Consider the following 18,642-nt stretch of genomic DNA (forward strand, 5'->3'; position numbering starts at 1 on the left):
CCGCGCGAACGCCCGGCCTCGCCTTATTGCCGCCCGTCCCGCCGGCGGAAGACCAGCAACAGGCCCAGGGCGGCGGCCAGCATGGCCAGCGCGCAGCCCAGGGACAGATACACGCCCCACTGTTCGCCGCGGCCCTCCATCAGATAGGCATAGGCGACGGGGGCCGCCGCGGAAAACATGAAGCTGGGCGCGATCAGGCGGCCGACCAGCGTGCCGTAGGTCCGATGGTCGAACAGCACCAGGGGCAAGGTGCCGCGGGTGATCGTCAGGATGCCGTTGCAGGCGCCGTATAGAAAGGCGAACACGACCGCCGCGGCGTCGGACGCCCCGGCGTACAAGGCCGCGACGAAGGCCAGCGGCATCAGCAGGCAGGCGTGGAAGTTCAGCACGATGGGGTGCAGGCGTCCGCCCGACAGGATCTCGCAGAACCGCGCCAGCGATTGCCCCACGCCCCGCAAGGTGGCGATCCAGACGGAAAGCGCGGCGCCCAGGCCCAGCCCGCCCAGGATGGCGATCATGTGCGCGGACATTCCCGCATTCAGGAAATTGGCCAGCGTGGTAAGCAGCACATACAGGCCGGCCGCCAGCTTCAGCCGCGCGCCATGGGGCGCCAGGGGCGGGGGCGCGGGCCGCGCGCTGGCCGGCCGCGCGCCGTCATGGCGGACATCGGGTATGGCCAGATAGAGCGGAATCGTAAGCAGCGAGAACACGGCATAGGCCACCATGGCGCCGCGCCAGCCGAAGTGGTCCGCCAGCAGGTGCCCTAGCGGCCAGAACACCGTAGAGGCCAATCCCCCCAGCAAGGTGATCTGCGCCATGGGCCCGCGTGCGTAAGGTCCGCCTATGCGCGCCAGCGCGGCGAAGGCCGCATCGTAGAGCGTCAGGCGCATTCCCAGGCCCAGGCACAGCCACGCAAGGATATACATGGCCGCGCCGTGCGTAGCCGCCAGCGCGGCGCAGCCCAGGGCGTTCAGCACCGAACCGGCCGTCATGGCGGCACGCCCGCCGTACCGGTCGATCAGGCGACCCGTCAGCGGCGATGCCATGCCCATGACCAGCAGGCCCAGGGCAAAGCCGGCATGGACGGAGTCCAGCCGCCATTCCAGGCCGGCGGCGATGGCCGCGCCGAAGCCACCGATCAGGTAGAACGACACGCCCCAGGAGACCAGTTGCGATACGGCCAGGCTGATGACGGTGCGCCGCGCGATCACCGCGCGTCCTGCCCGGCGCCGGCCGGCGGGCTGGCGGCGCCCGCACCCAGCGCACGCTGCATCAACACCGTATCCACCCATGTGCCGAACTTGTAGCCGACGGCCTTGAAGGTGCCCACGGGCTGGAAGCCCATGCGGCGATGCAGGGCGATGGAGCCCGCATTCGCGCTATTGCCGATGATGGCCAGCATCTGCCGCCAGGGGCCCTGTTCGCAGCGCGCGATCAGCGCCGCCAGCAGCGCCGTGCCCACGCCGCGGCCGTCCAGTCCCGGCGCCACGTAGACGGAATTCTCGACGGTATAGCGATAGGCGGGACGCGGCCGGTACGGGCCCGCATAGGCATAGCCCACCACCTGGCCATCGAGCTCCGCCGCCAGGTAGGGCAGGCCGGCGCGCAGCACCGCCGCGCGGCGCGACAGCATCTCGTCCAGGGACGGCGGCGCCAGCTCGAAGGACGCCATGCCGTGCGCGACGTGGTGCGCGTAGATGGCCTGTATCGCCGCCATGTCGCCTTCCAGCGCATCGCGGATCGTCGGGGGGGCTATGCCGGCGAAGCCGTGCGCCGGCCGGTCGGTGGGATAGGTCATGTGGGTTCCGGTGTGAGCAGGATCGGGGGAGATCATGCGCCACCGCGGACCATAAATTAAGCTTTCGGCGTTTATGCCTTGCATAAGCGATTCTTTGGGAGCGCGGACCGGCACGCCAGGCCGCCGCGCGGGACCCGCGTGCCGATGCCCGGGTAAGCGCCCTATGCGGGCACCGTGTCCGGCGCCGCCGACCTTGCCACGCCCGCCCGGCTCGCGCGCCTGTCCTCCAGGATCATGCGCGCGCCTTTCTCCGCGATCATGATGGTGGGCGAGTTGGTGTTGCCGGACGTGATGGTGGGCATGATGGAGGCGTCGATCACGCGCAGGCCCTCTATGCCATGCACGCGCAGTCGCGCATCGACCACCGCCTGCGGGTCCGCGCCCATTTTGCAGGTGCCCACGGGATGGAAGATGGTGGTGCCGATATCGCCCGCCGCGCGCGCCAGGTCCTCGTCGCTTTGCAGGTGGGGGCCGGGGCGGTATTCCTCCGGCTTGTACCCGGCCAGCGCCGGTTGCGCGACGATGCGCCGCGTCAGGTGCACGCTTTGCACGGCCACGCGCCGGTCTTCATCGGTGGACAGGTAGTTGCAGAGGATCTCCGGATGGTCGGCGGGATCCGGGCTGGCGATGCGCACATGGCCGCGGCTGGTGGGCCGCAGGTTGCACACGGACGCGGTAAAGGCGGGAAAGGCATGCAGCGGCTCGCCGAATTTTTCCAGCGACAAGGGCTGCACGTGGTATTCCACATTGGCGCGCCCGTGTTCCGGCCCGGACCGCGCGAAGGCGCCCAGCTGCGACGGCGCCATGGTCAGCGGCCCGCGTTTCATGAACAGATACTGCAGCCCCATCATGCCCTTGCCCCACAGCGTGCCGGCAATGGCGTTCAGCGTCTTGGCGCCGGTGACCTTGTAGATCAGGCGCAGCTGCAGATGGTCCTGCAGATTGCCGCCCACGCCGGGCAGGTCGTGCAGCACCGGCACGCCGCGCGACTGCAGCCAGGCCCCGGGACCGATGCCGGATACCTGCAGCAGTTGCGGCGACCCGATGGCGCCCGCGCACAGGATGACTTCCGCGCGGGCGCGCGCCAGTTGTTCGCCGCCCGACTCGCCGCGAAAGCGCACGCCCACCGCGCGCCGCCCCTCGAAAGCCAGCCGCGCGACGCGCGCGCCGGTAACGATGCGCAGATTGGGGCGCTTCAGGATAGGCTTGAGAAAGGCGCTTGCCGCGTTCCAGCGCACGCCGCGCCGCTGGTTCACGTCGAAGTAGTCGCAGCCTTCGTTGTCGCCGCGGTTGAAGTCGTCGATGGAGGGGATGCCGGCCTGCGCGGCGGCCTTGCGAAAGGCGTCCAGCAGGTCCCAGGACAGGCGCTGGCGCTCCACGCGCCATTCGCCGCCCTTGCCGTGATAGGGGCCGGCCTCGCCGTGATAGTCCTCGGTCTGCTTGAACAGGGGCAATACGTCGTCCCAGCCCCAGCCGGGATTGCCGGCGGCCGCCCAGCCGTCGTAATCCTGGCGCTGCCCGCGCATGTAGATCATGCCGTTGATGGACGAACTGCCGCCCAGCACGCGGCCGCGGGGATAGCCCAGGGAGCGGCCGTTCAGGCCGGCATCGGGCTGCGTGCGGTAGCACCAGTCGGTGCGCGGATTGCCGATGCAGTACAGGTAGCCCACCGGGATGTGGATCCAGTGCCAGCTGTCCGGCCCGCCCGCTTCCAGCAGCAGCACGCGCGTGGCCGGATCGGCCGACAGGCGGTTGGCCAGCAGGCAACCGGCCGAGCCGGCGCCCACGATGACGTAGTCGAATTCCAGCCGTTCGGCCGTGCCCGGCAGCGCGTCGGCGCGGCCGCCAGCGGCAGGGCCGGCGCCCCGTGCGCCGCTGCCCTTGCCGTGACCGTTTTCCTGGCCGCCGGATGGCATTCCCGTGCGGGCCATGGGCGAGCCCACTCCGTCCGCCGCGCCCGCGACCGCCGGCCGCGCTGATTGTTCGCCTGTCGCCATCGCCATGGCCTTGTCTCCACTTATCTGCTTATATGCCCGGGACCGCGCAAGCCCTCGGGTCTGCCGCCGCGGCGCATCGGATGCCGTGCGCGATGCCGCGCGGCCCCTCCAGGCGCCCCCCGTTGGACGCAAGCTCCATCGGGCGATGCGGGCGGCTCCTGGGTTTTTAGATCACTTGCGTGCCGGGGGCAAGGCCGCGATCGCCTCGGCCAGCGCCCCGCGCAGCTCCGGCCCGGGCGCGGTCATGGGCGCGCGCGGCACATCGTCGCAGCCGTGCAGCGCCGCCAGCACCGCCTTCACCGGGCCCGGGTTGGGATGCGCATACAGCAGGCGGATCACCGGCGCCAGCGCATGGAACACCCCGCGCGCGCGATCCCAGTCGCCGGTCCGGGCGGCGTCGTACATGGCCAGGTGCAGGTCCGGCCGCACGTGGGCCGAGGCCACGATGGCGCCGGTCCCGCCCAGGCCCAGCGTGGCCAGGGCCTGCAAGTCCTCGCCCGCCATGACGGCGAGCCTGCCATCGGCGATCAGCGCGACGGTCTTGTCCAGCGATCCGCCGCAATCCTTGATGGCCACGATGTTGGGATGGGCGGCCAGGGCCAGCAGCGTCGCCGTTTCCAGGGTGGCGCCGGTGCGATAGGGAATGTCGTACAGCACCAGCGGCACGGCCGAGGCGTCGGCCAGCGTCTCGAACCAGATCCGCAGGCCGTCCTGCCCCGGCCGCACATAGGCGGGCGCGGACGCCAGCACGCCGGCCAGCGGCCGCTGGCCGAACTGGCGGATGCGGTCCCTCGCCTGGCCCAGGTGATTGCCCGACAGGCCCATGGCCACGGGCAGGCCGTCCGCTTCACCCACGACGGTATCCAGCACGAGCAGCTGTTCGGCGGCGTCCAGGGCGGCGGCTTCGCCGGTGCTGCCGCAGGCCACCAGCCCGTGCACGCCGGCATCCCGGTAATGGCGGACCAGGCGGCGCAGGGCGGCCAGGTCGACCTCGCCATGCCGGAAAGGCGTAACCAGCGGGATCCAGATGCCGCGGAAAGCCGGCGCGCGGACGGCCGCGCGCAGGGGCGAAGCTTCGGTGGTAAGGGTGGGCGTATCCATATCGACTCCAGGAGAAAGACCGTGGAAGGTCCGCTGGAAGCGCGCCGGATACGTATGGATGGGTATCGAGTGGAAAGGCCCCGCCCTGCCGCTGTTCCGTCGCTCTTCTGACGGAACAGCTGCTCCGGTCAGATGAGCGGCTGTTTTTTGGCTTTGAGGACCCGCGCGCGCGCCGGCGCCATGCCAGGGGCATGCGCGGCGTCATGGGAAAGGGCAAAGGCGCGGGAGATCATGGCGCCGATCATACCCTGGCGGGCGCGACCCGGGGGTGCAGGCTGTCCAGGAATACCTGGCACAGCGCTTCCATGCCGGCGCGGTCCGCTTCGTCGAAGCGCGCCGGCACCGGGCTGTCCACATCCCACACGCCGATCAGCTCGCCGTCCCGCACCAGCGGCACGACGATCTCCGAACGCGAGGCGGCATCGCAGGCGATGTGGCCGGGAAAAACGTGGACGTCGGGCACGACCTGCGTGCGCCGCTGGCTGGCGGCCGCCCCGCATACGCCGCGGTCCAGCGCGATGCGCACGCAGGCGGGCTTGCCCTGGAAAGGGCCCACCACCAGCTCCGTGCCGTCGTAGAAGTAAAAGCCCGCCCAGTTCAGCTCGGACAGCGAGTGGTACACCAGCGCGGAGAAGTTCGCGGCGTTGGCGACACGGTCGCGCTCGCCGGCCAACAGGCCGCGGGCCTGCTCGACGAGCTCTGCATAACGTTCGGCCTTGGTGGCGGCGGTGGACGGAACGGCGGAAAACATGGCGGCATCTCCAGCCGGCGTGCATGGCGCCGCCGGCCCGTACGAAACAACAACGAAACAAGGAAACGATGGCGTTGCCGGTGCGCCACGGACGCGGCCGGCATCGCGCCCTGCACGCCGCATGGGCGGCGCCAGGGCGTACGCGGCCCCCGGGGCCGCGGCAAAAAGTGGGAGAATACCGCTTTGCCGTCCGCCCGGCCCCCGCATCCCCCCGTCCCCGGTTTCCTTGTCTGGATCCCCTGTCCGGCCCCGCGGGCCAGGCCGCGGCCTTGTCCGGCCCCCCGCGTGGCCGTTTTCTACCCGTTCTTTGCTGCCTACCCTCCATGGACAAGCCTTTCGAACCCGACTGTTCCTTTTCTGAACGTGCCCTGCAGCTGACCAGCTCGGCCATCCGCGAGATCCTCAAGGTCACCGAGCGGCCGGACGTCATCTCCTTCGCCGGCGGCCTGCCGGCCCCCAGCGGGTTCCCGGTGGAAGTCGTCCGCGCGGCGTTCGACAAGGTACTGGTTTCGAATGGCAAGGTGGCCCTGCAATACGGCCCCACCGAGGGCTACAGCCCGCTGCGCGCCTGGGTCGCCGAAGACCTGAACCGCAACGGCGCGCACGTCACGCCCGAACAGATCCTGATCGTCTCGGGCTCGCAGCAGGCCCTGGACCTGCTGGGCAAAGTGCTGATCGACAAGGACAGCAAGGTCATGGTCGAAACGCCCAGCTACCTGGGCGCGCTGCAGTCCTTCAGCCTGTACCAGCCCCGCTACGAATCCGTGGCGTCGGACGAAGGCGGCCTGATCCCCGAAGCCCTGACGCCGGCCAACACCCAGGGCGCGCGCTTCCTGTACGCCCTGCCCAACTTCCAGAACCCCACGGGACGCACGCTGAGCCGCGAGCGCCGCGAAGCCCTGGTGCAGCAGGCGGCCCGTCTGGCGCTGCCGCTCGTAGAGGACGACCCCTACGGCGAACTGCGCTACGCCGGCGAACCGCAGCCCAGCCTGCTGTCGCTGGGCGGCGAAGTGGGCGCCAATGTCATCCGCATGGGTTCGTTTTCCAAGGTGCTGGCGCCCGGCCTGCGCCTGGGCTACATCGCCGCCTCGCGCAAACTGATCGACAAAATGGTGCAGGCCAAGCAGGCCACCGACCTGCACACCTCCACGCTGACGCAGATGGCGGTGTACGAGATCGTCAAGGACGGCTTCCTGGCGCAGCACCTGCCCACCGTGCGCGAGCTCTACCGCAAGCAATGCGGCTACATGCTGGACGCCCTGCAGCGCGAATTCCCGGCCGCCGCGTCCTGGACGCGTCCGGAAGGCGGCATGTTCATCTGGGTGACGCTGCCCGAAGGCATCGATACCGCCGAGCTTCTGCAAGCGGCCATCGAAGAGAAGGTCGCCTTCGTGCCGGGCCAGCCCTTCTACGCAAATGCCCCGGCGCCGCGCAACACGCTGCGGCTGAGCTTCGTGACCGTGCCCGAGGAAAAAATCCGCAGCGGCATGGCGACCCTGGGCCGCCTGATCAAGGCGCGGCTGGGCTGAGGACGGCGGCATGTCCACGCAGCATCCCGGCGGCCGCATCGACCTGAACGACATCGAGTTCGACGACTGGGTGGCCCATTGGCTGCCCCGGTCGTGGGGGCCGTATGCGCGGCTGTGCCGCCTGGACCGCCCGATCGGCACCTGGCTGACCCTGCTGCCGGCGCTGGCCGCCCTGGCCCAGGCCGCCGGCGGCTGGCTGGATGCCTGGCGCGTGGCGGTGTTCTCGCTGGGGGCGCTGCTGATGCGCGGCATCGGCTGCACCATCAACGATATCTTCGACCGCGATATCGACAAGCATGTCGAACGCACGCGCTACCGCCCGCTGACCAGCGGCCAGCTCACGCTGCGGCAGGCGCTGTGGTTCCTGTTCGCGCAGCTGGCCGTGTGCGCCTTGCTGCTGCTGGCCATCAATCCCATGAGCCGCTGGCTGGCCGTGGCGCTGCTGCCCATCGTGGTCATCTACCCGCTGTGCAAGCGGGTCACGTACTGGCCCCAGGCGGTGCTGGGCGTGTGCTTCAACTGGGGCATGCTGATGGCCTGGTCGGACACCCGCAACGAAGTCCCCCTGGGCGCGATCGCGGTCTACATCGGCACCATCCTGTGGCAGATCGGCTACGACACCATCTATGCCTACATCGACGTACGCGACGATCGCCGGCTGGGCCTGCATTCCACCGCGCTGCGCTTCGGCGCCGCCGGCAAGGCATGGATCGCCGGCTTCTACGTGGCGACCGTGGCGCTGTGGGCCTGGGGCGGATACGCCATCGGCCTGGGCTGGCCCTATGCGGTGGGCATGGCGCTGATCGCCGCGCACCTGGCCTGGCAATTGAAAAAGCTGGATCTGGACCGTCCGGAACTGGGGCTGGGCCTGTTTCGCGCCAACCTGTGGGTGGGCGTCATGCTGGTGGCGGCGTCGGTCCTCGGCGGGCTGGCCGCCTGATCCTGGCCGCCTGATCCTGGCCGCCTGATCCTGACAGCCCGATCACTGGATGCGCCGTATCGCCGGCGTCGTCCAGAGCCCCTCCACGGCATCCGCGCCGGGCTGGTAAAGCCGCAGTATCAAGGTAAAGCGGCCGCTCTGCGGCGCGGGCAGCCAGTTGCGCACCTGTTCCCCGGCCGGCTGGGCGTATTGCACGTACACGGTGGAAGTGCCGTCCGCGCCCGGCGTCAAGGGGTGGCGGGTCCCCACGGCATACAGGCCGATGGGGTTGTCGTACAGTTCGCGGCGGTCGTTGTACAGCGTCATCGACCAGAACGCATCGGCGGGCGGCAACTGTCCGCGATCGAAGCGCACCTCGTAGCGGAAGCTGCCATCCAGCGGCCGGCCATCCGAATCGCTGCCGGCGCGCAGCACGATCTCGTCCTCGGGCAAGGGCGTGGCGCCCTGGGCGCGCGCCGTGCGCGCCCGCAAGGTGTAGTCGGTGCCATAGCTGCCCAGGCGGCGCTGCGGCATGCGCCAGGCGTCGCCGGGACGCGCGCGCGGCTGGATGGGCGAACGCACGCTGGCCTGGCCGCGCAGTACCCCGGCCTCCACGGCGGCCCGCACATCGGCCGGCAGGCGCGCCAGGTCCACGCGCTGGCCGGGCGCCAGGCCCAGGCGCGCCATGCGCTGCAATATGGGCCCGTCGGCCGCATGCGGCGGATACCGCGCCGCCAGCTCGGCGAAGGCGGCAAAGAATTCCTGGGCCTTCATCTCGGCCACCTGTTCGGCCGGCGCGCGGCGCGACAGGGCCACGTCGAACTGGCCGTCCGGCGGTACGGTCTTCTTGCCCCAGCGCGACAAGGGCGTGGCGTCCAGCGCCATCTGAAAGCCCTGCGCCGCGCCCAGGTCCTGGATGCCACGGTAGGCGATTCGCACGCGCAGCAGGCCGGCGGCCGTCGGCGCGCGAAGGACCTCCGCCGGCTTGGGCAGCTTGCCCTGCCAGTCGGGCGCCACCACGGCGTAGACGCGCAGTCCATCCTGCGCGGTGCGGCTGCCCGGCGCCGCGAACGCGTCGCTCCACATGTCCGAGAGCGTGATCGAGTAATAGCGGCCCCGCGCATCGGGGACTTCGAGCAGCAGGGGTTCCTTCGATACATCGAACCACAGTGCCGACCACAGCGTATCGACGTCGGGATAAGGCAGGCCATGCAGCAGCGGATCGGCCGCGCGGCTCATATGCGTGTAGCGGTTGACCGGCGCGCCGCCACCGAAAGCCGTGTCCGGCGACTGCACATTGGTCTGCACGCGGCGCGCGACGTCCATCAGCACCAGGGGGTAGGCGTAAACGTAGGCGTCGGCGGCGATATCGCGCGCCTGGCTGGGATCCAGGGCCGGCGCCGCCCGCGCGGCGGGCCCCGCGAAAGCCAGCGACGGCAGCAGCATGGCGGCGGCGATGCCGCGCCGGAGTGTCGGGCGCACGGATGCCGGCCACCGGAGCGCCGGCCGCCGGAATGCCGGCCACCGGATCGCCGGCCGCCGGAGCGCCGGCCGCAGGGCATACGCGAGGAACTTCCGTAACGACATATGGGCTCCGGCACGGGGCGAGGCCTGTAACACCCCCTGGGACCGCGCCGCCGCGGTCGGAACCACATTCTTTGCAGAAAATTACCCGGTGGGCATCATCCCGGCGGCCTAAGCCCTTCGCGCATCCGGACCGGCGGGGCCGCGCGCCATTACGCCGCAGCCGATAGAATGCGCCTTATTGGTGCATGCCGCGGGGGCGTGCCCCGACCTCCACGTATCACGACCATCAGGCACGCACATGTATCCGACCGTCGCCGGCGACGCGCAAGCGCCTCGCAAGCCCATCACCCTGGCCACCTTGTCCGCGATGCACCAGCGCGGCGAGAAGATCGCCATGCTTACCTGCTACGACGCCAGCTTCGCCGCGCTCCTGGACCAGTGCGGCGTGGACATCCTGCTGATCGGCGACTCGCTGGGCAATGTGGTGCAGGGCCAGTCGACCACCCTGCCGGTCAGCCTGGAACACATGGTCTATCACACGGAATGCGTGGCGCGCGGCAACAAGACCGCCTGGGTGCTGGCCGACCTGCCCTGGGCCAGTTATCACGAGTCGCCCGCGCAGGCCTATGCCAGCGCGGCCCGGCTGATGGCGGCCGGTGCGCAGATGGTCAAGGTGGAAGGCATGGACGGCCGCACGCCGTGGATGTCCCAGATCGTCGCCTTCCTGACCGAGCGCGGCGTGCCCGTCTGCGCCCATATGGGCCTGACACCGCAGTTCGTGCATGCCCTGGGCGGCTACCGCGTGCAGGGCAAGGACGAGGCGGCCGCCGCGCACCTGAAGCAGCAGGCCCGCGTCATGCGCGATGCCGGCGCCAGCATGCTGCTGTACGAAATGATTCCCGCGGCATTGGCGGCGGACATCACGGCCGACGTCAACATCCCCACCATCGGCATCGGCGCCGGCGCGGGATGCTCGGGCCAGGTGCTGGTGCTGCACGACATGTTGAATGTCTACCCGGGCCGCAAGGCGCGTTTCGTGCGCAACTTCATGGACGGCGCGGCCAGCATCCAGGACGCCGTGCAGGCTTATGTGCGGGCCGTCAAGGACGGCAGCTTCCCGGCGCCGGAACACGCATATTGATGCGCCGCCGGGCGCCTCAGACCGTGTAGTTCAGCGCCAGGCGGCCGCCGTCGATGTACAGCGTTTCGCCCGTGATATAGCTGGACGCGTCGCTCAACAGGTAGGCCACCGCGTCGGCGACCTCGGCCGGTTCGCCCAGGCGGCGCAGCGGCGTGCGGCTCATCAGGCGCGCCCGCGTGGACTCGTCCGCCAGCACCGCCTGGCGCGCCAGCTCCGTGGCGATGGTGCCCGGCCCCACGGCGTTGACGCGTATGCCGTGATCGGCCAGCGCCAGCGCCATGACGCGCGTGAGCTGGGCCAGGCCGCCCTTGCTGGCGTTATACGAGGCGATGGTGGGAATGGCCATGACGGCATTCACGGAACTCATGTGCACGATGGCGCCGCCGCCCTGCTCCACCATGACGCGCGCCACGGCCTGGCCGACCAGGAAAGCGCCCTTCAGGTTGACGTCGAGCACCGCGTCCCAGTCGGCTTCCGTGATGTCCAGGAAGGGGCAGGGGCGCACGATGCCGGCGTTGCTGACCAGCTGGTCGATGCGCCCCCAGGCCTGCCGCGTGGCGGCCACGGCCGCATCCACCGACGCCTTGCTGGCCACATCGCAATGGACATAGCTGACGCGGGCGCCGTCGGCGGACAGCGCCTGGGCCAGCGCCTGTCCCGGCGCGTCGGCCACGTCCCAGATGGCGACGGCCGCGCCCGCGCCGGCCAGGCGCCGCACGCAGGCCTCGCCTATGCCTTGCGAGCCGCCGGTGACGACGGCGACCTTGTCATGGAAATCGAATGCGGTATTGCTCATTGAAGCGGTCTCCTGCCGCCACGCCGCGATGGCGGCGCCGCGTGGCGGGCATATTGCGAAAGGGCGCGCCGGCGTTCAGCGTTCCACCGTCCGGTTCCAGCGCGCGTTGAAGGCGGGCCGCGTGGCGTTGATGACGTCCCAGTCCAGCACCTTGGCGGTTTCCATATAAGTCTGGAAGGACTTCAGCATATCCTGGTTGGCGGGATCGGCCTGCACCTTGCGATTGGACGGGAAGTGGCCGCCATACTTCAAGGCATTGGCCTGCGCCTGCGGCGACAGCAGGTACAGGGCGAGCTTCTGCGCCAGGTCGGGTTCGCTGTTTTTGGCGATGACGCATTCGCCCACCATCAGGATCACCGAACCCTCCTTGGGCTGGGCGTACTCGACCGGAATGTCGCGTTTCTTCAGGCGCGCGATGGCGGTGGGCGTCAGCGGGAAGATGGCCGCCTCGTCGGACTGGATCATCTCCGCCAGCTTGGCCGAATTCGGGATGTATTCCAGCACGTTCGGGCCGATGGTGCCGCGCCATTTGGCGAAGCCCGGGTCCGTATGCTGGTCGTCGCCGCCCTCGATGCGGTTGTACATCAGGAAGGCGTGCAGGCCGAAGGTGCTGTTCGATGCCGACTGGAATACGACCTTGCCCTTGTACTTGGGATCGGCCAGGTCCATCCATGAGGTCGGCGCGGCCCAGCCGTTCTTCTTGAACAGGCGGGTGTTGTAGCCCAGGCCCGTCATGCCCATGTCTATCCCCGCCGCCATGCCGTCCTTCATCACCGCCGTGGGATAAAGATCCTTCAGCACGGGATCGTCGCGCAGCTTCTCGCACAGGCCCATGGAGGCCGCGCGCGCCATCACGCCGTCGTCCAGGAACATCACGTGCATCTGCGGATTGTCCTTGTAGGCCTGGGCCTTGGCCAGGACCTCGGTGGACGTGCCCGGCACGACGACGATCTTGACGTTGTTGGCCTTCTCGAAATCCGGGAAGACATACTGCGTGAAGGCGCGCTCCATATCGCCGCCGTTCATGCCCACGTACAGGGTTTTCTGCTGCGCCCAGGCGCCCGCCGGCAGGGCCGCCAGGGCCGTCAGCACGGCAGCGCCAGCCAGCTGCTTGAAGCGGGATTTGCCATCGCGGCGATGTTTGCTCATGTCGACTCCAGCGTGTGCCCATGGCCAAGATCGGTGCGTTGCGCGGCCGCATGAGCGCCGGCCGCGTAACGGTCGATGCGGAATGCATCGATGGGAATATCGGTGCGGCCGGTGGCGGCCAGGTCGGCCAGGACCTCGCCGGCCGCCGGGCCGATCTGGAAACCGGCCCCGGAAAATCCAAAGGCATGGAATAAGCCGGGCGTGGTGCCGCTGGGTCCCAGCACCGGATTGTGGTCGGGCATATTGCCCTCCACGCCGGACCAGAAGCGGATGACGTGCGCCGTGCGCAGGGATGGCAGCAGGTCGGCCGCCTTGGCCAGCAGCGCGCCGATCTGCGCGCGGCCGGGACGGGCGAAGTCCGGGCTGGCCGAGACGCCGCGGCCGCCGCCGATCACGCAGTTGCCGCGGTCTACCTGGCGGGCATAGACGCCGCCGCCCTGCACGCCCAGGCTGGCCGTCATGAATCGCGGCAGGGGTTCGGTCACCATCATCAGCGGATGGATGGAGGTTTCCGGCACGGCCTCGCCGAAGGCCGCCGCGAAATGGCCGGCCCAGGCGCCGGCGCAGTTCAACAGCATGCGGGCGCGCACCTCCAGCGTGTCGCCGGCGCGCAGCACGAAGCCCGCGCCGTCATGCAGGGCGCTGTCCACGCGCGTGGACTCGCGCACCGTGGCGCCGGCACGCCGGGCCGCCTGCGCGAAGGCCGGCGACACCAGGCGGGGATTGGCGTGGCCGTCCTCCGGACAGAAGGAACCGCCGACCACGCTATTCCCCAGCCAGGGAAAGCGGCGCTCCAGCGCGGGCCGGTCCAGCATTTCCAGGTGCATGCCGTAGCCGCGGGTGCTGGCGCGATAGTGCTCGAGCTCCGCCAGGTCGGCCTGGCTGTAGGCCAGTTTCAGGTGGCCGGAACGCTGGTATTCGCCATCGGTGCCGATCAGGCCGCGCAGGTCGCCCCACAGCGCGTGCGCGCGGCGGGTCAGCGGCATCTGCGCCAGTGGCCGCCCTTGCCGCCGCACGCCGCCGTAGTTCACGCCGCTGGCCTTGGCGCCGCAGGCCGCCGCGTCGAGCAGCACGACCGGCACGCCGCGGCGCCGCAGGAACAGCGCGGCGCTGGCGCCGACGATGCCGCCGCCGATGATGGCGACTTCCGTATGCAGGCATTCCATCAGGACCTGCCCCGCGCGGTCAGTCCCAGGTCCGGCTCATCGCCCATATCCATGGCGAACAGCTGGATGGGAATGGGCTTGATGGGCGGCTGGGCGCGCAGCCAGCCTACCTGGGGCAACGGCACGCCGCTGGCGCGCGCCAGGACTTCGGCCGCGGCGGCGCCGCACATGCGGCCCTGGCAGCGGCCCATGCCGACGCGCGTCAGCGCCTTGCCGCGGTTCAATTCCCGCGCCCCGTCGACCTGGGCCGAGGCGCGCAGCGCGCCCACCGTGATTTCCTCGCAGCGGCACAGGACCACGTCGTCGTCCAGCGATGCCGCCCATTCCGCGGGGAAGGGAAACGCTCTTTCCAGGGCATCGCGCAGCCGGTCCTGGCGCGCGAGCTTGCGGCCCAGCGTCCGCGCCCGCGCGGTATCGACCGGCATGCCCAGGTCCTGCAGCAAGGCCAGGGCGGCGCGCTCGCCCGCCAGCTCGGCGGCGTCCGCGCCCGCGATGCCGGCACCGTCCCCGGCCACGTAGACGCCGGGCACGGAGGTACGCCCCGCCGCATCGCGCTTCGGCAACCACGCCCTATCACGTTCGTGATAATCGAAGCGGCAGCCCGCGACCGCGGCCAATTGGGTTTCGGCCCGCAGTCCCAGGCCGTAGGCCACGGCATCGCAGGCGATGCGCAGCGTCCTGCCGCCGTCCTGGCCGTTGCCCTGGCGGCACACGACCCCCGAAACGCGTTCATAGCCGATGACGTGGTCCGGCCGTACCCCCGTGTACATGGGAATGCCGCGCCAGCGCAGCCAGCCCATGGTGTACAGGCCCTTCGCCGCCAGCCCCGGCGCCCGCGCCAGCCCCGGCATGGCGGCCAGGCGGTCGGCGGCCGTCGAGGTATCGAGCACGGCCGCCACTTGCGCGCCGGCCTTGGCATATTGATACGCCACCAGGTACAGCAGCGGACCGGTCCCCATGAAGGCGACACGCTGCCCGATACCGCAGCCCTGGAACTTCAGCGCGACCTGCGCGCCGCCCAGGGTGTACACACCCGGCATGGTCCAGCCCGGAAAAGGCAGCACGCGGTCGGTGGCGCCCGTGGCCAGGATAAGGTGGGAGTAGGCGACGGTCTCGTTCCTGCCGTCGCGCAGCACGTCCAGCACGCCATCCTCGCAATTCCACACCAGCGCGCCGGGCCGGTAGTCGATGGCCGGCAGCAAGGCCTGCATGGCCTGGTGCAGGCTGGCCGCCTTGCGATGCTCGAAGCCGTAGAGATCGCGGCCGCCGCGCTGGAAACCCGGGGGCGGCTGCCGATAGATCTGGCCGCCGGCGCGCTGCGCCTCGTCCAGCACGACGGGCCGCAAGCCGGCGCGCACCAGCGCCTGCGCGGCGCGGATGCCGGCCGGCCCCGCCCCGACGACGATGGGTTGCGGTGCCGCGGCAGCGGCGGATACCGGGCCGGGACGGGTCTTATCCGGGACGGCCGCTTGCATGGCTGTCCTCCTTCGGTGCGTACGACAGCAGGCGCATGCCCGGCGCGATGAAGGTGGAGCAGGCGCGCACGCGCGTGCCGTCCTCCAGCCGCATCCAGCAATCCTGGCAGGCGCCCATCATGCAGAAGCCGGCGCGCGGGGCGCCGCTGAATTCCGTTTGCCGCAGGCGGCCGGCCTGCGTCAGCACGGCGGTCATTACCGTATCGCCGGCCAGGGCGCGCGCCGGCCGGCCGTCCAGCACGAAATCCACGGGCGCCCTGCCTTGTTCGGCCAGGCGGGTCAGCAAGGGTGGCGGGCAGGGCGCGTTCATCGCTGCCCCACCAGGACCCGGTCCAGTCCGTACACGCGATCCAGCAGCAGCATGGCGACGGCCGTCAGCGCGATCACCGCCGCCGACACTGCCGCCATCATGGGATCGATGGACTCCGTGGCATACATGTACATGCGCACCGGCAGGGTCACCGTGGACGGCGCGGTAATGAACACCGACATCGTGAGTTCGTCGAAGCTATTGATGAAGGCCAGCAGCCAGCCGCCGAAGACGCCGGGCACGATCAGCGGCAGCGTGACGCGGAAGAACACCGTCGCGCGGCTGGCGCTGAGCGAGAGCGCGGCGTGCTCGACCGAACGGTCGAAGCCCGTGAGCGATCCCACCAGCAGGCGCAGCACATAGGGCGTGACGATGACGGCGTGGCTGGCCACCAGCCAGGCGAAGCTGCCGCTGCTGCCGATCAGGGCGAAGAAGCGCATCAGCGCCACCCCCAGCACCAGGTGCGGGATCATCAGCGGCGACAGCAGCAGGCCGTTCAGGGCCTCGCGGCCGGGAAAGCGGTAGCGCGTCAGCGCGATGGCCGCCGGCAGCGCCAGGCATACGGCGATAGTCGCCGCCAGTGTCGCCAGCAGCAGGCTGTTGCGGAAGGACTGCATGAAATCCGCGTGCGCGAACAGGGCACGGAACCAGCGCAGGGAGAACGAGTGGGTGGGGATGCTAAGCGTGGAGGCGGGCGTAAAGGCGACCAGGCACACCACCGCCAGCGGCGCCAGCACGAAAGCCGCCACCAGGGCATTGAAGGCGAGCGCGAAAGGACCGTTCTTCAGCATGTGCTACCCCAGGCTGCGCCGGTAGGAGCGCTCGATGACGCGGTTGTAGGCCATCATGATGACGACGTTGGCCAGCAGCAGCAGGATGGCCAGGGTCGCGCCCAGCGGCCAGTTCAGCTCCGTCAGGAATTCGTCGTAGACGATGGTGGCCACCATCTTCAGCCGCCGGCCGCCCAGCAGGGCCGGGATGGCGAAGGAGCTGGCGCTCAGGCCGAACACGATCAGGCTGCCGGACAGGACGCCCGGCATGCATTGCGGCAGCACGACGCGCAGCAGCGCCTGCAGGCGCGAGGCGTTCAGCGAATACGCGGCGTGCTCCACGGACGGGTCCAGCTTCTGCAGCGACGTCCACACCGGGATGATCATGAAGGGCAGCATGATGTGCACCAGGCCGATCACGATGGCCGTGGGCGTGTACAGCAGCGAGCCCAGGCCCAATGCCTGGGCCGCCTGTCCCAGCAGGCCCGTGGGCCCCAGCAGCATGCTCCAGCCGAAGGCGCGCACCACCAGCGAGATCAGCAGCGGCGACAGCACGGCCAGCAGGAAGATCGAGCGCCAGGGGGCGCGCATGCGGCTCAGGATGTAGGCCTCCGGCACGCCGACCACCACGCATATCAGCGTGGTCAGCACCGATATCCACAGGGTGCGCCAGAAGATGCCCAGGAAGTACGGATCGCTGAGCACGGTGGCGTACTGCTGCAGCGTCAGGCCGGGCTGTACGCCGGTGTTGTAGTCGAAGGGGCGGAAACTCAGGACGAAGGTCAGGCCCAGCGGCGTAAGCACCAGCGTCAGGAATAGCAGGCTGATGGGAATGGACCCCAGGATGGACGGCAGGCCGTCCAGCCGCGGGGCCGGCGTGGGCGGGGAGGCCACGGGCGTGCCGGTATCAGCGCCGCGCATGGGATCGCTCCGCCATCGTCCGGGGCGCATGCCCTTGCCGCCGCGCATGCGGCGGGCGGCCGCATCGGTTTGCGCGGGCCGTCATGCGGCGGCCTCCGCGGTCGGCAATACGCGCACCACGCTTTCCGCCCAGTCCACGCCGATGCGTTCGCCGTCGCCGTGCGGCGCGCGGCCGTCGTTGGGCGTCAACACCGTCAGCGCGCCCAGCGGCGTGTCCAGTTCGTACATCCATTGGCTGCCCAGGAAGTAGCGGGTGGCGACCGTGCCGGTCAGCCTGCCCTGGCCCGGCGCCACCGGCAGCAGTTTTTCCGGCCGCAGGCAGACGCGCACGGCGTCGCCCTGCCGCAGGCCCTGGCCGTCCACATCCAGGCTGAGTTCGCCGCTGCGCACCTCGGCGCGCGTCCCGGCCCGCGTCACGGTGCCCGGCAGCAGGTTCGTCTTGCCGACGAAACGCGAGATGAATTCGCTGCCGGGGTGCTCGTACATCCGGTACGGCGCGTCGATCTGCGTGGCGCGGCCTTCCTGCATGACGACCACGCGATCGCTGATGGAAAGCGCTTCGGCCTGGTCGTGCGTCACCATGAGCGTGGTGGTGCCGGTCTTGCGCTGGATGGCGCGCAGTTCGAACTGCATGTCCTCGCGCAGCTTGGCATCCAGGTTGGACAGCGGTTCGTCCAGCAGCAGCACCGGCGGCCGGATGACCAGGGCCCGCGCCAGCGCCACGCGCTGCCGCTGGCCGCCGGACAGCTCGCGCGGGTAACGGTCGGCATGCTGGTCCAGCTTGACCAGGGCCAGCGCCTCGCGGGTGCGTTCGCGCCGTTCCGCGCGGCCCACCTTGCGCATGGCCAGGCCGAAGGCGACGTTGTCCTGCACGGTCAGGTGCGGGAACAGGGCGTAGGTCTGGAAAACGATGCCCAGGCCTCGCGTATTGGGCGGCGCGTGGGTGATATCGCGGCCGTCCAGCACGACGCGGCCGCGGGTGACCTCCGCGAAGCCGGCGATCATTTGCAGGGTGGTGGTCTTGCCGCAGCCCGACGGCCCCAGCAGGGACACGAACTCGCCCTGCTCCACGGACAGGTCCAGGTCCCGCACCACGCGCAGGTCTCCATAGTCCTTCGAAAGCTTTTCCAAGCGGAGAAATGACATGCCGGACCCTGCCGTTTTCCGAGATGAAGGCGTCCGCCGTGGATCGCCTTCGCGCATAACGCCAGACCAGTCTAGGTTTGGCGCGCGATACGGGTCAATGGGGTTTTTCCGTACAGCCGATAAATTTTCTGTATTTTTCCGCTGTA

Annotated in this window: 17 protein-coding genes; 3 read left to right on the forward strand and 14 right to left on the reverse strand. The window is 69.9% G+C overall.

Annotated elements, in window-relative coordinates:
* Positions 1 to 23: 23 nt before the first annotated feature.
* The 5 genes from BAU06_RS25055 to BAU06_RS25075 all read right to left on the reverse strand — a co-directional run bounded on the left by BAU06_RS25055 (position 24) and on the right by BAU06_RS25075 (position 5,647).
* Positions 24 to 1,211 carry an MFS transporter gene (locus tag BAU06_RS25055; protein ID WP_066357100.1) on the reverse strand — a complete coding sequence of 396 codons (1,188 nt, stop codon included), beginning with the start codon at positions 1,209 to 1,211 and terminating at the stop codon, positions 24 to 26.
* Positions 1,208 to 1,798 carry a GNAT family N-acetyltransferase gene (locus tag BAU06_RS25060; protein WP_066357111.1) on the reverse strand — a complete coding sequence of 197 codons (591 nt, stop codon included), beginning with the start codon at positions 1,796 to 1,798 and terminating at the stop codon, positions 1,208 to 1,210. The genes BAU06_RS25055 and BAU06_RS25060 overlap by 4 nt, the downstream gene beginning before the upstream one ends.
* A 161-nt stretch (positions 1,799 to 1,959) precedes the next feature.
* Positions 1,960 to 3,729 carry a GMC family oxidoreductase gene (locus BAU06_RS25065; protein ID WP_415834937.1) on the reverse strand — a complete coding sequence of 590 codons (1,770 nt, stop codon included), beginning with the start codon at positions 3,727 to 3,729 and terminating at the stop codon, positions 1,960 to 1,962.
* A gap of 237 nt (positions 3,730 to 3,966) precedes the next feature.
* Positions 3,967 to 4,896, reverse strand: coding sequence for a 4-hydroxy-tetrahydrodipicolinate synthase (gene dapA, locus BAU06_RS25070; RefSeq protein WP_082993816.1), 930 nt, complete (start codon positions 4,894 to 4,896; stop codon positions 3,967 to 3,969).
* 241 nt (positions 4,897 to 5,137) lie between these two features.
* Positions 5,138 to 5,647: a GAF domain-containing protein gene (locus BAU06_RS25075; RefSeq protein ID WP_066357113.1), complete on the reverse strand. Its 510-nt coding sequence runs from the start codon at positions 5,645 to 5,647 to the stop codon at positions 5,138 to 5,140.
* 323 nt (positions 5,648 to 5,970) lie between these two features.
* Here BAU06_RS25075 and BAU06_RS25080 point away from each other — a divergent pair, with 323 nt between their 5' ends.
* Positions 5,971 to 7,176, forward strand: a complete 1,206-nt coding sequence (locus tag BAU06_RS25080) for an aminotransferase-like domain-containing protein (RefSeq protein WP_066357115.1) — start codon at positions 5,971 to 5,973, stop codon at positions 7,174 to 7,176.
* 10 nt (positions 7,177 to 7,186) lie between these two features.
* Positions 7,187 to 8,116, forward strand: a complete 930-nt coding sequence (gene ubiA, locus BAU06_RS25085) for a 4-hydroxybenzoate octaprenyltransferase (RefSeq protein WP_066357117.1) — start codon at positions 7,187 to 7,189, stop codon at positions 8,114 to 8,116.
* Between the two features lie 42 nt (positions 8,117 to 8,158).
* Here the strand turns inward: ubiA and BAU06_RS25090 are convergent, their stop codons facing one another.
* Positions 8,159 to 9,577, reverse strand: coding sequence for a DUF1254 domain-containing protein (locus BAU06_RS25090; protein ID WP_197509384.1), 1,419 nt, complete (start codon positions 9,575 to 9,577; stop codon positions 8,159 to 8,161).
* Between the two features lie 343 nt (positions 9,578 to 9,920).
* Between BAU06_RS25090 and panB the strand changes: the two genes are divergently transcribed.
* Positions 9,921 to 10,763: a 3-methyl-2-oxobutanoate hydroxymethyltransferase gene (gene panB / locus BAU06_RS25095; protein ID WP_066357126.1), complete on the forward strand. Its 843-nt coding sequence runs from the start codon at positions 9,921 to 9,923 to the stop codon at positions 10,761 to 10,763.
* A 16-nt stretch (positions 10,764 to 10,779) separates the two neighbouring features.
* Here panB and BAU06_RS25100 read toward each other — a convergent pair whose 3' ends face one another.
* The 8 genes from BAU06_RS25100 to BAU06_RS25135 form a co-directional block, all read right to left on the reverse strand.
* A complete protein-coding gene (locus BAU06_RS25100) occupies positions 10,780 to 11,559 on the reverse strand; it encodes an SDR family NAD(P)-dependent oxidoreductase (protein WP_066357127.1) in 780 nt (259 codons plus the stop codon).
* A gap of 75 nt (positions 11,560 to 11,634) precedes the next feature.
* Positions 11,635 to 12,708 carry an ABC transporter substrate-binding protein gene (locus tag BAU06_RS25105; protein WP_066357128.1) on the reverse strand — a complete coding sequence of 358 codons (1,074 nt, stop codon included), beginning with the start codon at positions 12,706 to 12,708 and terminating at the stop codon, positions 11,635 to 11,637.
* Positions 12,705 to 13,877, reverse strand: a complete 1,173-nt coding sequence (locus tag BAU06_RS25110) for an NAD(P)/FAD-dependent oxidoreductase (RefSeq protein WP_066357129.1) — start codon at positions 13,875 to 13,877, stop codon at positions 12,705 to 12,707. Before BAU06_RS25110 ends, BAU06_RS25105 begins: the two co-directional genes overlap by 4 nt.
* On the reverse strand, positions 13,874 to 15,349 hold the full coding sequence (locus tag BAU06_RS25115; RefSeq protein ID WP_066357140.1) for an FAD/NAD(P)-dependent oxidoreductase: 1,476 nt from the start codon (positions 15,347 to 15,349) through the stop codon (positions 13,874 to 13,876). Before BAU06_RS25115 ends, BAU06_RS25110 begins: the two co-directional genes overlap by 4 nt.
* Positions 15,327 to 15,659 carry a (2Fe-2S)-binding protein gene (locus BAU06_RS25120; RefSeq protein WP_066357143.1) on the reverse strand — a complete coding sequence of 111 codons (333 nt, stop codon included), beginning with the start codon at positions 15,657 to 15,659 and terminating at the stop codon, positions 15,327 to 15,329. The genes BAU06_RS25115 and BAU06_RS25120 overlap by 23 nt, the downstream gene beginning before the upstream one ends.
* Positions 15,656 to 16,450, reverse strand: coding sequence for an ABC transporter permease (locus BAU06_RS25125; RefSeq protein ID WP_066357146.1), 795 nt, complete (start codon positions 16,448 to 16,450; stop codon positions 15,656 to 15,658). The genes BAU06_RS25120 and BAU06_RS25125 overlap by 4 nt, the downstream gene beginning before the upstream one ends.
* 3 nt (positions 16,451 to 16,453) lie before the next feature.
* Positions 16,454 to 17,350, reverse strand: a complete 897-nt coding sequence (locus tag BAU06_RS25130) for an ABC transporter permease (protein ID WP_082993818.1) — start codon at positions 17,348 to 17,350, stop codon at positions 16,454 to 16,456.
* Between the two features lie 81 nt (positions 17,351 to 17,431).
* Complete coding sequence (locus BAU06_RS25135) at positions 17,432 to 18,496, reverse strand: ABC transporter ATP-binding protein (protein WP_066357148.1); 1,065 nt, start codon at positions 18,494 to 18,496, stop codon at positions 17,432 to 17,434.
* Positions 18,497 to 18,642: the final 146 nt, after the last annotated feature.

Origin of the sequence: Bordetella bronchialis (assembly GCF_001676705.1) — a bacterium.
In the GTDB taxonomy this organism is placed as follows: domain Bacteria; phylum Pseudomonadota; class Gammaproteobacteria; order Burkholderiales; family Burkholderiaceae_B; genus Bordetella_C; species Bordetella_C bronchialis.

Bases quoted from the DNA above. Each gene is read 5' to 3' on its own strand.
- BAU06_RS25120 (WP_066357143.1), bottom strand. From the start codon at position 15,659: ATGAACGCGCCCTGCCCGCCACCCTTGCTGACCCGCCTGGCCGAACAA.
- BAU06_RS25105 (WP_066357128.1), bottom strand. From the start codon at position 12,708: ATGAGCAAACATCGCCGCGATGGCAAATCCCGCTTCAAGCAGCTGGCT.
- BAU06_RS25135 (WP_066357148.1), bottom strand. From the start codon at position 18,496: ATGTCATTTCTCCGCTTGGAAAAGCTTTCGAAGGACTATGGAGACCTG.
- BAU06_RS25100 (WP_066357127.1), bottom strand. From the start codon at position 11,559: ATGAGCAATACCGCATTCGATTTCCATGACAAGGTCGCCGTCGTCACC.
- BAU06_RS25125 (WP_066357146.1), bottom strand. From the start codon at position 16,450: ATGCTGAAGAACGGTCCTTTCGCGCTCGCCTTCAATGCCCTGGTGGCG.
- BAU06_RS25115 (WP_066357140.1), bottom strand. From the start codon at position 15,349: ATGCAAGCGGCCGTCCCGGATAAGACCCGTCCCGGCCCGGTATCCGCC.
- BAU06_RS25080 (WP_066357115.1), top strand. From the start codon at position 5,971: ATGGACAAGCCTTTCGAACCCGACTGTTCCTTTTCTGAACGTGCCCTG.
- panB (WP_066357126.1), top strand. From the start codon at position 9,921: ATGTATCCGACCGTCGCCGGCGACGCGCAAGCGCCTCGCAAGCCCATC.
- BAU06_RS25065 (WP_415834937.1), bottom strand. From the start codon at position 3,729: ATGGCCCGCACGGGAATGCCATCCGGCGGCCAGGAAAACGGTCACGGC.
- BAU06_RS25060 (WP_066357111.1), bottom strand. From the start codon at position 1,798: ATGACCTATCCCACCGACCGGCCGGCGCACGGCTTCGCCGGCATAGCC.
- dapA (WP_082993816.1), bottom strand. From the start codon at position 4,896: ATGGATACGCCCACCCTTACCACCGAAGCTTCGCCCCTGCGCGCGGCC.
- BAU06_RS25130 (WP_082993818.1), bottom strand. From the start codon at position 17,350: ATGCGCGGCGCTGATACCGGCACGCCCGTGGCCTCCCCGCCCACGCCG.
- ubiA (WP_066357117.1), top strand. From the start codon at position 7,187: ATGTCCACGCAGCATCCCGGCGGCCGCATCGACCTGAACGACATCGAG.
- BAU06_RS25075 (WP_066357113.1), bottom strand. From the start codon at position 5,647: ATGTTTTCCGCCGTTCCGTCCACCGCCGCCACCAAGGCCGAACGTTAT.